At 69.2% G+C, this 12521-nt stretch carries 13 protein-coding genes; 11 read left to right on the top strand and 2 right to left on the bottom strand.

What is annotated here, in order from left to right:
- The 9 genes from FJV41_RS42970 to FJV41_RS43010 form a co-directional block, all read left to right on the top strand.
- Window positions 1-1146 (top strand): ABC transporter ATP-binding protein (locus FJV41_RS42970; RefSeq protein WP_141648426.1); only part of this gene is annotated, 1146 nt, incomplete at its 5' end.
- Between the two features lie 213 nt (window positions 1147-1359).
- Complete coding sequence (locus tag FJV41_RS42975) at window positions 1360-2529, top strand: PHP domain-containing protein (protein WP_141648427.1); 1170 nt, start codon at window positions 1360-1362, stop codon at window positions 2527-2529.
- 21 nt (window positions 2530-2550) lie between these two features.
- The gene (locus FJV41_RS42980) at window positions 2551-3834 is read left to right on the top strand and encodes a 3-deoxy-D-manno-octulosonic acid transferase (protein WP_141648428.1); all 1284 of its coding nucleotides are present in this window, start codon (window positions 2551-2553) and stop codon (window positions 3832-3834) included.
- A complete protein-coding gene (locus FJV41_RS42985; protein WP_141648429.1) occupies window positions 3831-4838 on the top strand; it encodes a glycosyltransferase family 4 protein in 1008 nt (335 codons plus the stop codon). The genes FJV41_RS42980 and FJV41_RS42985 overlap by 4 nt, the downstream gene beginning before the upstream one ends.
- A 4-nt stretch (window positions 4839-4842) precedes the next feature.
- On the top strand, window positions 4843-5877 hold the full coding sequence (locus FJV41_RS42990; protein ID WP_141648430.1) for a glycosyltransferase: 1035 nt from the start codon (window positions 4843-4845) through the stop codon (window positions 5875-5877).
- A 123-nt stretch (window positions 5878-6000) separates the two neighbouring features.
- A complete protein-coding gene (gene lpxK / locus FJV41_RS42995) occupies window positions 6001-7158 on the top strand; it encodes a tetraacyldisaccharide 4'-kinase (RefSeq protein WP_141648431.1) in 1158 nt (385 codons plus the stop codon).
- A gap of 31 nt (window positions 7159-7189) precedes the next feature.
- Window positions 7190-8203, top strand: a complete 1014-nt coding sequence (locus FJV41_RS43000) for a bifunctional heptose 7-phosphate kinase/heptose 1-phosphate adenyltransferase (RefSeq protein WP_141648432.1) — start codon at window positions 7190-7192, stop codon at window positions 8201-8203.
- Window positions 8200-8688 (top strand): adenylyltransferase/cytidyltransferase family protein, encoded by a 489-nt coding sequence (locus FJV41_RS43005; protein ID WP_141648433.1) that lies wholly within the window; start codon window positions 8200-8202, stop codon window positions 8686-8688. Before FJV41_RS43000 ends, FJV41_RS43005 begins: the two co-directional genes overlap by 4 nt.
- 3 nt (window positions 8689-8691) lie before the next feature.
- Window positions 8692-8883 carry a Trm112 family protein gene (locus tag FJV41_RS43010; RefSeq protein ID WP_141648434.1) on the top strand — a complete coding sequence of 64 codons (192 nt, stop codon included), beginning with the start codon at window positions 8692-8694 and terminating at the stop codon, window positions 8881-8883.
- Here FJV41_RS43010 and FJV41_RS43015 read toward each other — a convergent pair.
- Entirely contained in the window at window positions 8858-9967 is a 1110-nt protein-coding gene (locus FJV41_RS43015) for a glycosyltransferase family 9 protein (protein WP_141648435.1), read from the bottom strand. The two genes, FJV41_RS43010 and FJV41_RS43015, sit on opposite strands and share 26 nt — an antisense overlap.
- Window positions 9968-10050: 83 nt before the next feature.
- Between FJV41_RS43015 and FJV41_RS43020 the strand changes: the two genes are divergently transcribed.
- On the top strand, window positions 10051-10929 hold the full coding sequence (locus FJV41_RS43020) for a YicC/YloC family endoribonuclease (RefSeq protein ID WP_141648436.1): 879 nt from the start codon (window positions 10051-10053) through the stop codon (window positions 10927-10929).
- Window positions 10926-11555: a guanylate kinase gene (gene gmk, locus FJV41_RS43025; protein WP_141648437.1), complete on the top strand. Its 630-nt coding sequence runs from the start codon at window positions 10926-10928 to the stop codon at window positions 11553-11555. Before FJV41_RS43020 ends, gmk begins: the two co-directional genes overlap by 4 nt.
- Before the next feature lie 534 nt (window positions 11556-12089).
- Here gmk and FJV41_RS53235 read toward each other — a convergent pair.
- The coding region (locus FJV41_RS53235; protein WP_220137946.1) for a hypothetical protein at window positions 12090-12521 on the bottom strand (432 nt) is incomplete at its 5' end.

Consider the following 12521-nt stretch of genomic DNA (forward strand, 5'->3'; position numbering starts at 1 on the left):
GGTCAGCTCCATGAGGGGCTGGGCGGGCTGCGGACGATTCAGGCCTTCAACGGGCAGTCGGCGGAGCTGGCGCGTTTCGCGTCGCACGCGAAGGCGCACGAGGACGCGGTGGTGGGCGCGGCGTGGGCGCGAGGCGCGGTGCCGGGGGTGATGGAGGTCCTGGCGGCGGCGGCGCTGGCGGGGGCGTTGGCCTACGCGGCGAGTGCTCGACTGATGGAGCCGGAGGCCCTGCTCTCGCTGCTGACGGCGGTCATCCTGGTGTACCAGCCCGTGAAGGACCTGGGCCGGGTGACGCAGTTCGCGATGCAGGCGGGGGCCGCGGGTGAGCGGTTGTTCGCGCTGCTGGATTTGAAGCACCCGGTGCTGGATGCGCCGGACGCGGTGCCGGCGCCGCCCCTGTCGGAGTCCATTCGCCTGGAAGACGTGCGCTTTTCCTACGGTGACCGCCCCGCGCTGGATGGGGTGACACTGGAGCTGAAGGCGGGCCAGGTGACGGCGTTGGTGGGTGGCAGTGGGGGTGGCAAGAGCACGGTGACGACGCTGCTGCTGCGCTTCGAGCGACCCCAAGCGGGGCGCCTGTTGCTGGATGGCGTGGACATGGACCGGTACACGGCGGCGAGTCTTCGCGAGCAGCTCGCGCTGGTGACGCAGGAGCCGCTGTTGTTCCAGGGCTCGGTGTTGGAGAACCTGCGTTATGCGAGGCCGGATGCCACGCGCGAGGACGTGGAGGCCGCGGCGAGGGTCGCGAACGCGGACGGTTTCATCCGGGCCTTGCCTCAGGGCTACGACACGCGAATCGGTGAGCGGGGCGTGACGCTGAGCGGTGGGCAACGGCAGCGACTGTGTATCGCGCGAGCGGTGTTGGCGCGTGCGCGGGTGCTGGTGCTGGACGAGGCCACGAGCAGTCTGGACCCGGAGAGCGAGCGTGAAGTGCAGGCCGCGCTGGCGGCGGTGCTTCCGGGACGCACGGCCCTGGTCATCGCGCACCGGTTGTCGACGGTGGTGAACGCGGACGTGCTCCACGTCATGGAAGCGGGCCGCGCGGTGGAGAGTGGCACGCACGCGGAGCTGCTCCAGAAGGGTGGGCGCTACGCGGCACTGTGGCGGATGCAGACGGAGGGACCTGTCGAGCGAGGCGCCGCGTGAGCGGGACGCGGGTCGTAAGCGGCGTCATGTGTCCCGGGCTCGGTCGGTGGCGAGGATGAACCCGCGCCGTAGGCGTCCCGCGCGGGGCCAGGCGAGTGCCGAGCAGTACTCCGCCCTGTGGCACGCTCGGACGGAGGCGGAGACGAGCCCGCATCGCGAGGCAGCGGGGATGCTCATGTGGGCACGGGACGAAGTGCTCGGGCGGTACCGAGGATGAGTCGACTTCGCAAGGGCGCGGGCAAGGCTGTCCAGGCACTGGCGGGCCTGATCTCGTTGGTGCTGGGGCTCTGCGGCTTCTTCGCGTTGCCCGCCTCGTACGCGACGTACCCGGTCGTTCCGCCAAACGAGGGCGCGCCGAGGTGGGTCCGAGGCGCGTTCCACGTGCACACTACGCGCTCGGACGGACGGGGCAGTCCCCTGGCGGTGGCGCGCGCGGCGAAGGCGGCCGGTCTCGACTTCGTGCTGCTCACGGACCACAACGACTTCACCCCGCCGGCGCCCACATGGGTGGACGGAGTGTTGCTGGTTCCAGGCGTGGAGATCTCCACGTCGGCGGGACACCTGATCGCCTTTGGCATGGAGCGCCCGCTGGAGGGCATGCAGCGGTGGATGCCCTCGGGCGAGGCTGTGCGCGCCGTGCACGCGGCGGGAGGGACGACGGTGCTCGCGCACCCGGTGCAGCGTCACAACCCATGGACCGACTCGGAGAGCGCGAGTCAGGCGAAGGGCTTCGAGCTGTACTCCGCGGACACCTTCTTCCGGCACGCGATGCGCAATCCGATGAGCCGGTTGCTCCCAGCGGTGGGCGCCTATCTCGCGAACCCGATGCACGGGGTGATGGTGCTCGTGGCGCCGGAGCCCGAGCCCGGGGAGCGCTTCATGGAACTCGCGCGCGAGCAGCCCCAGCTCGCGTTCTGCGCGCACGATGCCCACGGCCTGCCGTCCTACGAGTCCGTGTTTCGCTCCCTCGCGATGTACCTGCCGCCAGCGCGGGTCCCTTCGCCCCTGCCCTCGGATGCGAAGGCGGCTGCGGCGCTGGTGACGGCGGCGCTGCGAAGTGGGGGGGCCCTGTGTTCCTTCCGCGCCCTGGGGGAACCCGAGGGCTTCGTGCTGGAAGGGGTGGACCCGGAGCGCAGGGAGGCTCGGGTGGGGGACGTGCTGAGCGTGCGCCTGCCTGGCATTCCGGACGTGGACACGGTCCGGGTCGAGGTGTGGGGAGAAGGCCGCCTGGGGCAGGACGGGACCTCGGTGGAGCTGACGGGGCCAGGCGTGGTGCGGGTGGAGGTGTGGGTGAAGGGGCCTGGGCGCTTCTTTGGCTCCGAGTGGCGACCATGGATTGTCCCGAGCCCCGTGCGTGTACTGCCTCGGGGGCCTGGCATCTGATAGAGGGCCGGGGAGCCGTCCATGCGACTCCTGTACATCCTCGCTACGTATCTTCTCTTCCCGCTGCTCTTCCCGGCGCTCTGCGTGCACCGGAAGACGCGTCATGGCCTATGGCAGCGGCTGGGGTTCTACGGGCGAGGCTCGCTGCCCCCGCGAGGTGACGGGCCCGTGGTGTGGTTGCACGGTGCGAGTGCGGGAGACCTGCTGGCGCTGTCCCCCATGTTTGGTCCCTTGCGGGCTCGCTTCCCGGGCTGCCAGCTCATCCTGTCGACGATGACGGACAGTGGCCATGCGATGGCGACGGGCCGGCTCGCCAAGGACATCGATGGGGTGGTGTACGCGCCCTATGACTTGTGGGGCGCGACGCGCCGGGCGGTGAAGGCGCTCCGGCCGGACGTGTTGGTGCTGGAGTACACGGAGGTGTGGCCCAACCTCATTCGCGCGGCGAAGCGCGGTGGGGCGCGCGTGGTGATGACCAACGGCCGTTTTTCTCCGGCGAACGTGGAGCGCTACCGCTGGTTGTTCAGGCTCATCGGCAATCCGCTGAAGGATTTCGACCTGATGTTGATGCGTCAGGAGGACGAGGCGCAGCGGGCGCGGAGTCTCGGCGCGCGGCCGGACTGGGTGCGGGTGACGGGGAACACGAAGTTCGACTCGTTGGCTTCGGGGCCGGCGGCGGAGGACGGCGTGTTGCGCGAGGCGCTCGGGCTTCCGGTGGACGCACGGGTGTGGATTGCCGGCAGCACGCACGAGGGCGAGGAGGACGTGCTGCTCGGCGTCTATCGGCGGCTGCTCGCGCGGTGGCCGGACCTGCGGCTGGTGATTGCGCCCAGGTACGTGGACCGGGCTGGGCGCGTCGTGGCGCTGGCGCGGGAGGCGGGACTGGGTGTCGGCCTTCGCTCCCAGGGGAATCCCGAGCGAGCGCAGGTGGTGGTGCTGGACACCATTGGCGAGCTGTCGCGGGCGTACCGGCTGGCGACGGTGGTCTTCGTGGGCGGCTCGTTCACGAAGCGGGGCGGGCAGAACATCCTGGAGCCCGCGGGGCAGGGGAAACCGGTGTTGTTCGGTCCGCACATGGACAACTTCAAGGACAGCGTGGCGGTGCTCGCGGGGCAGGGAGGCATCCTGGTGGCGGACGCGGAGGCGCTGTACGCGAGGCTCGCGGAGTTGCTGGAAGAGCCGGGTCGAGTCGCGGAGCTGGGTGCGCGGGCCTTGGAGACGGTGGGGCGGATTTCCGGCGCGAGTGAGCGCAACGCCGAGGCGATGACGACGCTCTTTCCCCATGGGAGGGCCGGGCCGCGATGACGCTCATCGTCCACCCGCATTTCCACAATCGGTACACGGGCGTCACGCGCCACGTCGAGTCGGTGGTCCCCGCGTTGGTGAAGGACACGGGCTCGGAGACGCGAGTCATCGGCTCTGGGCTGAGCGACGGGCTGCCGCGAATCACCTGGCCGGAGCTGTTGCGTCGGGCGCGCTCCGAGCCGGTGGTGTGGCATGCCCACCGGAACAACGAGCTGCTCGCGGGGATGTTGCTGAAGCTGGTGGGTCGGCAGGTGCGGCTGGTCTTCACGCGGCACACGTCGGTGGCGCCCAGCGGCTTCACGCGCTTCATCGCGCGAGGCGCGGACGCGCTGGTGTCGTTGACGCGGCAGGTGGCGGAGGTCATCGCGCTCCCGTCGACCGTCATTTCGCATGGCATCGACCTGACGCGCTTCCATCCCCCTGAGGACCGGGCGCGGGCGTGGGAGGAGCTGGGGCAGGGTGGACGGTTCGGGGTGGGCGTCATTGGCCGCATCCGCAAGGAGAAGGGGCAGGGCGACTTCCTCGATGCGGTGCGCCCGTTGCTGCCCGAGCACCCCGAGTGGCAGGCGGTGCTGGTGGGGTTGGCGAAGGGCGCGGACCTGGACTGGGTGAACGGCTTGCGCGCGGGCATCGAGCCCCGCGTTTCGTTGGCCGGGGAGCAGTCGGTCATCGAGCCCTGGTATCGAGGCCTGAGCGTGCTGGTGCACCCGTCCTATGCGGAGGGGTACTCGCTGGTGCATGTGGAGGCGATGGCGTCCGGTTGTTGCGTGGTGGCGTCGAAGTTGCCGTATCTGGACACGCTCATCGAGCATGGCCGGACGGGCTTCTTCTTCGAGCCAGGGGACGTGAAGGCGTTGCGCGAGCTGCTGGACATGCTGATGCGAGAGCCCGAGCGGGCGCGCGAAGTGGGGCGCAACGCGGCCGAGGAGGCACGTCGTCGGTGCGGCGTGGAGCACGAGGCGCACGCGCTGGAAGCGCTGTATCGCACGCTGGTCGGGCGGTAGTCGGATGCGAATCCTCCACCTGTTGGCGAGTCCCTTCTTCAGTGGTCCGGCGGAGAACGTCGCGTTGCTCGCGCTGGCGCAGCGGGAGGCCGGGCACGAGGTGACGGTGGCGGTGGACCGTCGGCGCAAGGAGATGCCGGCGGAGGAGCCCGCGGTGCCTCGGCTGCGAGCGCTGGGCCTGCTGGATGACGAGGGGCTCGAGTTGTCGGTGAAGTCTCCGCCCTGGCGGGTGTGGAGTGATTTGCGCCGGCTGCGTGCGCGGCGAGTGGACGTGGTGCACTCGCACTTCAGCCATGACCACTTCCTGGCGAGGTGGGGACGGCCCCAGGGGGCGGTGTTGGTCCGTTCGCTTCATGCGCCGCGCTCCATCCGCTCCTCGTTGCCCGCGGCGGATGCGTACACGGTGCCGGCGAGTTCGCTCTTGCCTCGCTTGTTGGAGCGAGGAAGGACGGCTCGGGTGCTTCCCGCGTTGGTGGACCCGCGCTTTCGCCCTGAGTCGGACCGCGAGGCGTCGAGGCGCGAGTTGGGACTGAAGGGCGCGCCCCTGGTGGGGATGGTCTCCACGTTCCAGCCGTCGCGACGGCACGCCGTGGGGGTGGAGGCCTTCGCGCTCTACCGCGAGCAGCGGCCGGATGCGCGGTTCGTCCTGGTGGGGGATGGCGCGTTGCTGGAGGCGACGCGGAGTCAGGTGGCGTCGCTGGGGCTGACGGATGCGGTGGTGTTCACGGGCTACCAGCAAGGAGAAGACTTCGCGCGGTGGTTGAGGGCCTTGGACGAGGTCTGGCTCCTGGGGCTCGGGAACGACTGGAGTGCGAGGGCGGCGGCTCAAGCCCGGGCGTGTGGTGTGCGAGTCGTGGCGGTGGAGGAGGGCGCGCTGCCTGAGCTGGCGGATGCACGTGTCGTCGAGCCGACGCCCGAGGCGGTGGTGGCCGCGTCACTGTCGGGGCAACGGGCCCCCGTGGCTCATCCGACGAATGCGAGCATCGCCGCCGATGTCCTTGCGTTGTATGCGCAGGTGGCGAGCACGCGCGCTCGGTGAGCCCGCGCTGACGTGTCGGGTCGTACGTGATGGCGCGGGCTGATAGCGTAGCGGGCGCATGCTGACCCTTGATGATGCCCGGCGACTCGTGTCGGGACACGCCTTGTGCGGAGCCTCCAGGTCTTGAGCGCTCAGGCTCCCGAGTCACCCACCGCCATCGAGCGGGTGTTCTATCCGCCGTCGCCCGAGCCCTGGGGACGGCGAGCCTTGCTGTCCCCTCTCACCGCGTTGTCATGGACCTATGGCGCGGCGGTGCGCTTGCGAGGCGCGCTGTATGACCTGGGCATGCTTCGCGCCGAGCGAGTGGAGGGCCTCCGCGTCATCTCGGTAGGCAACCTCAACGTGGGAGGCACGGGGAAGACGCCCGCGGTGCTCCACCTCGCGGAGTTGCTGGTGCGCGAGGGCCGCAAGGTCGGCATCCTCACGCGAGGTTATGGGCGTCGCTCACAAGAGCCCCTTACCTTCACGGGGGCGGAGTCATTGCCTCCGGTGGAGGACGCGGGGGACGAGCCGTTGCTGCTCGCGAGCCGCTGCCCGAGTGTGAGGATCTTCGTGAACGCGGACCGTGTCTCCAGCGCCTGGCGCGCGAGAGACGACTACGGTCTGGACACGGTGCTGCTCGACGACGGCTTTCAACACCGGCGGCTCGCGAGGGACGAGAACCTCGTCGTGGTGGACGAAGCCGTGGGACTCGGCAATGGCCACATGTTGCCAAGAGGGCCGCTGCGAGAGCCGGCTTCTTCTCTCCGGCGAGCCACGTTGCTCTGGGTCCGCACGTCGACGCCCCCAGGTGCCACGGCGTCCCCCATCGTCTCGCGCGCAGGCGAGGCACCCCGAGCACCGTTCGACGCACGGGCCCTGGGGTTGCCTGCGGAGGGAGAGGGAATCCCCCGCGTCCGCGCACGCTATGGACCTTCGGCCTGGGTGGACCCTTCTGGGGGGCTCCATCCGACAGAGGCACTGAGTGGTCAGGGAGTGCTGGCGCTGGCGGGGCTCGGTCGGCCGGGGGGCTTCCTGAAGACCCTGAGGTCCCTCGGCGTGGAGGTCCTGGATGCGGCCCTTTTTCCAGACCACCACCGCTTCACCGTGGACGAGCTTCGCGATGTGGAAGCTCGAGCCGCGAAGCTGGGCGCGGTGAAGGTCGTGACGACGGAGAAGGACGCGGTGCGTCTGCCCGTGGGGTTCTCGGCCTGGAAGGTGCGGCTGGGGGTGGACGTGCTGGAGGGCGAGTCCCATCTGCGTCGAGCGCTTGGCCTGTCGGGTGCGTCTGCCGACTTGTGAGACGAGGAGGGCTGTGGGACAAACCGCCGCCATGGCCGCAGTCTCGCCCGTTCGCTCGTCGCCTCCGCCCTCTCGCCTGCCGCACGCGTTCGCGCGCCGCAGGGTGTTGCTGGTGGGGGACCTGGTCGCAGACCATTACATCTACGGGCAGACGGACCGGGTGAGCCGCGAGGCCCCGGTGCTCATCGTCCGCTACGAGTCCGCCGAGGTGAAGCTGGGCGGCGGGGCGAACGTGGCGGCCAATGTCCGTGCGTTGACGGGGCAGGTGACGGCCGTCGGAATGTTGGGTGCGGATGAGATGGGCCGCGAGCTGCGTCGCCTGTTCTCCGAGTCAGGGGTACGCCTCCACGCGGTGGGTGGGCGCGGTCTGGCGACGGAGACGAAGACCCGCATCCTCGCGGGCGGCGTGAGCACGACGCGGCAGCAGATGTTGCGCCTGGACCGTGGCCAGCGCTCCTCGCTCCCTCCGAGCGTGCGCAAGGCCCTGGCGAAGCACGTGGCGGAGGCCGCGAAGGACGCGGACGCGGTGGTCGTTTCGGACTACGGCGCTGGAGTGCTGAGCGACGAGGTGCGCGCCGTGCTGCGGAAGCTGGCGGCGGATGGGCTGCCGGTGTGCGTGGACAGTCGCTATGCGCTGTCGTCGTTCTCGGGGCTGACGGTGTGCAAGCCCAACGAGCCGGAGCTGGAGGCGTTGGCGGGACGTCCCGTGCGCTCGCAGGAGGACTTGCTGGCGGCGGGGCATGAGGCGGTGCGCAGGCTGGGGTGTCGTGCGCTGCTGGTGACTCGGGGGCGGCACGGCATGGCGCTCTTCGACGCTGACGGTGGGGTGGACCTCATCCCGGTGCATGGCGCGAAGGCGGCGGTGGACGTGACGGGGGCGGGCGACACGGTGATTGCGACATTCTCGCTGGCACTGGCGGCCGGAGCCTCGTTCGGGGAAGCGGCGCGACTGGCGAACGTGGCCGGTTCCATGGTGGTGCAGAAGTCGGGCACCGCGACGGTGTCCCGGGACGAACTGCTGGCGGAGCTGCGGAGCACGCGATGAGCACCTTGGAGAAGATTCAGTCGCTCGAGCAGGTGGTGGAGGCGAGGGCGCGCTGGAAGGCCGAGGGCCGCACCGTGGCGCTCGCCAACGGCGTGTTCGACCTCTTGCATGTGGGCCACGTGCGCTATCTGGAAGGCGCCCGCGAGTTGGCGGATGTGCTGGTGGTGGCGGTGAACTCGGACGCCTCGACGCGGGCGTACAAGGGGCCTGGACGGCCACACATTCCCGAGGGCGAGCGTGCGGAGCTGGTCGCCGCGCTCGCCTGTACGGACCGGGTCATCGTCTTCGACGAGCCGAACGTGCGCGTCATCATTCGAGCGCTGAAGCCGGATGTGCATGTGAAGGGGACGGACTACACGCCGGACAGCATCCCCGAGGGCGACGAAGTGCGTGCCTACGGTGGGCGTACGGCGGTGTCGGGAGACCCGAAGGACCACAGCACCACGGAGCTGGCGCGCCGGCTCGGCCGTGAGAGCGCGAAGTAGGACATGCCCGCGCTGGATGAGGGGTTGATGGCGGTGCTGGGCTGTCCCCAGTGCAAGGGGCCTCTCACGGTGCTCTCGTACGAAGAGCAGGTGAAGGCCCGCTGTCCCCGGTGTCGGTGCGAGTGGCCCGTGGAAGAGGGAGTGCCCCACCTCCTCCAGGAGCGGATGTCTAGGTGGGACGCGCCTGACGAGTGAGCTGTGCCGCGAAGGTGCGGGCCTCTTCGGCTGCACGAGCCTCGAGCCCCTCGCCTCCCGCGCCATCGACGAGACTGGTGAGGTCGACCATCCGGTGCGGGGCATACGCATGGCCCCACCGCTCCATGTCCATGCGGAGGAAGTACGCCAGCGTCGGAGCGCCCACGGACACCGACAGGTGCATGGGCCCGGTGTTGTTGCAGATGGTGAGTCCGGCGGCTCGCATGAGCGCGGCGAGCTCATCCAGGTTGGTGGCGGGTGCGAGCCGCGAGCCGGGCGCGGCCGCCACCACGGCGCGGGCAAGCTCCTCTTCGCCAGGTCCCCACGTGACGATGGGAACGCGGCCGATTTCGAGGAGCGCGCGAGCCGCGGCGGCGAAGGCCTCGGGAGGAATGCGCCGAGGGCCCAGGCGGCCACCCGGGTTGATGACAGCGCGGGGCGTGGTGGCGTCCGTTTCCAGGAACGCACGGAACGGGGCGCTGATGGTGGGTTCGCGGAAGGAGAGTCCCCGCGACAGGGTTCCGCCCGTGACAGGGGTCAGCAGGTGGGTTCGCTGAAGCGCCTCGCTTCTGCTGTCGTCGCGGGCCGGGACGGACAGGGAGTGGAGGCGAGTCACGGGCCAGACGCTCGGCCCGATGACCACGGCGCGCGGGCCGGCGAGGCGTGCCACGAGGGCGCTCGTCACGGAGGGGGCTTCCCAGTTGGCGCAGTCGACCACCAGGTCATAGCCCGCGCGGCGCAGGGCTCGGATGCCCGGGGCCAGGGGGCCCATCCAGAGTCGCCGGCGGTCGAACGCGATGACCTGGTCCGCGTCGGGGTGCCCCGCCAGGACGCGGGCCACCTTGGCATGAACCAGCACGTGCACCTCGGGGACCGGGTGCACATGGGCCTTGAGGGTGCGCATGAGGGGGGTGGTGAGGAGCGCCTCGCCCACGCGGTTGTCGGGCCGCACGAGCAGCACCTTCCGGGGGACGGGGAGGGAACTTCCGGGACGGAGCCGGCGGCCGGGGCGCCAGAACAACACGGACGCCACGAGCGCCAGCGCCAGCTTCGCCCACAACTCGAGCCGCTTGTGCCAGGCCATCGCGGCGCGGACCCTACACAGAACTGAAAGGCGTGCAAGCACGCTGCTTGACCTGCGGACGGAAAGCCCCTAGCAACCGCCCAATGCTGAAGAGCATGACCGGGTTTGGCGCGGGCCGTGCGCGCGTGGGGGACGAAGAAGTCTCCGTGGAGTTGCGCTCCCTCAATCACAAGTTCTGCGAGGTGAAGGCGAGGCTGCCTCGAGAGCTCACCTCGCTGGAGCCGAGCGTCACGAAGCAGGTGAAGGACCGGCTGGCACGTGGCTCGGTGGAGCTGCTGGTGAAGCGGCAGTCCTCCACGACGACGGGAACAGTGCCCACGGTGGACCTGAACCTGGCGCGCGAGTACCTGCGCACCTTCCGGGAGCTGGCCAAGGAGCTGGGCCTCCCGGCGGACGTGGCCTGGTCCCAGGTGGCCAACCAGCAGGGCGTCGTGCGCCTGGAGGAGAAGGGCGTGAATCTGGAGTCGGCGACGCCCGCGGTGACGGAGGCGCTGGAGCAGGCGCTCGGAGCCCTGGAGAAGATGAGGCTCGTCGAGGGCGAGGCGATCTACGCCGACCTGGATGCGCGACTGAAGTTGATTGAGGGCTGGAGCCGCGAAGTGGCCCACCTCGCTCCCCGCGCGGTGCACGACTACCAGCAGCGACTCACGGAGCGCGTGGCGGAACTCGCGCGGGGCGTCGCGGTGGACCCGCAGAGGTTGGCGCAGGAAGTGGCGCTCTTCGCCGAGCGCACGGACATCGCCGAGGAAGTCACGCGCCTGGCGAGTCACCTCGAGCAGTTCCGCGCCCTCATGGCGAGCACCGAGCCCGCTGGCCGTCGCATGGATTTTCTTGTGCAGGAGATGCACCGCGAGGTGAACACGACCGGTTCCAAGAGCCAGCACACGGAGATCTCCGCGCGCGTGGTCTCGATGAAGGCCGAGGTCGAGCGCATCCGCGAACAGGTGCAGAACGTCGAATGAGCGAACCCACCATCCTTCAGCCCGGTCTACTGCTCGTCCTCTCCGCGCCCTCTGGGGCCGGGAAGACCACCCTTGCCCATCGGCTCCTCAAGGAGACGCCGCAGGCGAACTTCTCCATCAGCGTCACGACGCGCCGCCCTCGAGGCAAGGAGCAGGAAGGGGTGGACTACCACTTCGTGGACGTGGCCACCTTCCAGGAGAAGATCGAACGGGGCGAGTTCGTGGAGTGGGCGGAGGTCCACAACCACTTCTACGGCAGCCCCCAGTCGACGGTGGATGTCGCGCGCGCCCGTCGGGGCGTGGCCATCTTCGACATCGACGTCCAGGGCGGGCAGGCCATCAAGCGCAAGCACCCCGACGCGGTCACCATCTTCGTGCTCCCGCCCTCCATGGATGAGCTGGAGCGCCGGCTGCGGGACAGGCAGACGGACTCCGATGAGACGATTCGCCGCCGGATGCTGGCGGCTCGCTCGGAGATGGAGCGGGGAATCGCCTCCTACGACTACATCGTCGTGAACGATGACTTCGAGCGCGCGTACAGCGAGCTGCGCGCGGTGGTGGTGGCCGAGGGGTGTCGTCGTGGCCGGGTGGACGTCTCGAGGTTGAAGCTGGGCGTAGGGAGCTGAGCGCAGGGGGCAGGGAAGGGTGCTGAAGTGACAATCAGCAAACTTCTTGCGCCGTCCCTTCGCTTGGTGGATAAGCCGCCCACCTCACGGCGAGGCGCGGGCGGCCAAAAGCCCTCCGCGACGAGCAGGCAGCCGTGGATTCCGTCAGCAACAGTCTCGGAATCAGCGCGCATGGCGCTGGGGTTCTCTGAACCACGCAGAATAGGACCGTGGGTCCCTGAAGGATTCCCTGGATGGGGCCTTCGTGGGATTTCGAGTGTCCGGAGCGGCTCGTGACCACGAGTTGACATTCTCCGGAGCGCTCCATAGATGGTCAGCCAGCAGGAAGTGGTCCGGTGGGCGTCGCGGTGGTGGGGTTGGAGGTCGTCTCGTGCGAGACGGCACTGGAGCTGGGGCTGACGGTGGGGTGGGGCTCGGAAGCGGTTTGACTCTGGATGCGGCGGTGGTAGAAGCCGCGCCCCTCATGACGAAGCCCGCGCACTGGCGCGAAGCACTTCGGCGTGTGGATTCAGAACGACATTGGAAATACGGCGGTCAGCGAAGCGAGTTGACAGAAGATGCGGCGGTGGTAGAAGCCGCGACCCCGACGAAGAAGCCCGGAAGAAGCAGGGCGGAGGCGGCGAGGGAGTCAACGAAGCAACGGTTGACACGGGATGCGGCGGAGAGATAGAAGCCGCGCCCCTCACGAAGAAAACAGCGGAAGCCACTGGGCGGCGCTGAGGACTTCGGAGGACGCCGAAAGGGACGCAAAGCGAAGTTGACAGCTGACGCGGACCTGAATAAAAGATGCGACCCGCCGGCAGGAAACGGCGAGCAGCAGACGGAAACAAAGTAGCAAAAAGTCGCGGATGAAACAAGCGGCTCGGTCTTTGAAAACCAAATAGCAAGCCCAAGAAGAAGAGAAGGATTGCGGAAACCGCAGTCAATCTTTGAGAAGGCACCAGCAAGGGAGCGCTGAGAAGCGCA

The organism is Myxococcus llanfairpwllgwyngyllgogerychwyrndrobwllllantysiliogogogochensis (assembly GCF_006636215.1).
Classification (GTDB): Bacteria; Myxococcota; Myxococcia; order Myxococcales; family Myxococcaceae; genus Myxococcus; species Myxococcus llanfairpwllgwyngyllgogerychwyrndrobwllllantysiliogogogochensis.

Bases quoted from the DNA above. Each gene is read 5' to 3' on its own strand.
- FJV41_RS43010 (WP_141648434.1), top strand. From the start codon at position 8,692: ATGCCCGCGCTGGATGAGGGGTTGATGGCGGTGCTGGGCTGTCCCCAG.
- FJV41_RS43015 (WP_141648435.1), bottom strand. From the start codon at position 9,967: ATGGCCTGGCACAAGCGGCTCGAGTTGTGGGCGAAGCTGGCGCTGGCG.
- FJV41_RS42980 (WP_141648428.1), top strand. From the start codon at position 2,551: ATGCGACTCCTGTACATCCTCGCTACGTATCTTCTCTTCCCGCTGCTC.
- FJV41_RS43020 (WP_141648436.1), top strand. From the start codon at position 10,051: ATGCTGAAGAGCATGACCGGGTTTGGCGCGGGCCGTGCGCGCGTGGGG.
- FJV41_RS42975 (WP_141648427.1), top strand. From the start codon at position 1,360: ATGAGTCGACTTCGCAAGGGCGCGGGCAAGGCTGTCCAGGCACTGGCG.
- FJV41_RS42985 (WP_141648429.1), top strand. From the start codon at position 3,831: ATGACGCTCATCGTCCACCCGCATTTCCACAATCGGTACACGGGCGTC.
- FJV41_RS43000 (WP_141648432.1), top strand. From the start codon at position 7,190: ATGGCCGCAGTCTCGCCCGTTCGCTCGTCGCCTCCGCCCTCTCGCCTG.
- FJV41_RS43005 (WP_141648433.1), top strand. From the start codon at position 8,200: ATGAGCACCTTGGAGAAGATTCAGTCGCTCGAGCAGGTGGTGGAGGCG.
- gmk (WP_141648437.1), top strand. From the start codon at position 10,926: ATGAGCGAACCCACCATCCTTCAGCCCGGTCTACTGCTCGTCCTCTCC.
- FJV41_RS42990 (WP_141648430.1), top strand. From the start codon at position 4,843: ATGCGAATCCTCCACCTGTTGGCGAGTCCCTTCTTCAGTGGTCCGGCG.